1 pseudogene is annotated in these 544 nt (G+C 72.2%); it reads right to left on the minus strand.

Annotated features, from left to right (window positions below):
• Nucleotides 1-544: pseudogene (locus PUR61_RS23870) on the minus strand (glycosyl hydrolase family 18 protein); the annotation flags it as partial.

Genomic DNA, 544 nt, shown 5'->3' on the forward strand with positions numbered 1-544 from the left:
AGCGTGTAGGTGCTGGTGTGGGTGCCGGAGGGGGCGGTGCCGGTGACGGTGAGCGGGTAGGTGCCGGGTGTGGTGGTGCCCGCCGTGGTGATGTTGAGCGTGGCGGGGGATCCGGCGGTGACGCTGCCGGGGGTGGCGGTTGCGTTGACGCCGGCCGGGGCACCGGATACGGTGAGGCTGACGCTCTGCGCCGAACCCGACGTCACGGCGGTGGTGATGTTCGCGCTGGTGCCCGCACCGGCCGAGACCGTGCCGGAGACCGGGTTCACGCCGACCGAGAAGTCGTTCCAGGGCTGGGTGCTCGTCACCTTCAGCTTGAAGGTGGTGGTGTGGGTGCCGGTGGGGGCGGTGCCCGTGACGGTGATCGGCGAGGTGCCGGGTGAGGTGGAGCACGCCGTGGTGAGGTTGAGCGTGGCGGGGGATCCGGCGGTGACGCTGCCGGGGGTGGCGGTGGCGTTGACGCCGGCCGGGGCACCGGAGACGGTGAGGCTGACGCTCTGCGCCGAACCGGTGGTGACGGCGGTGGTGATGTTCGCGCTGGTCG

This window comes from Streptomyces sp. BE20 (assembly GCF_036322525.1).
In the GTDB taxonomy this organism is placed as follows: Bacteria; Actinomycetota; Actinomycetes; order Streptomycetales; family Streptomycetaceae; genus Kitasatospora.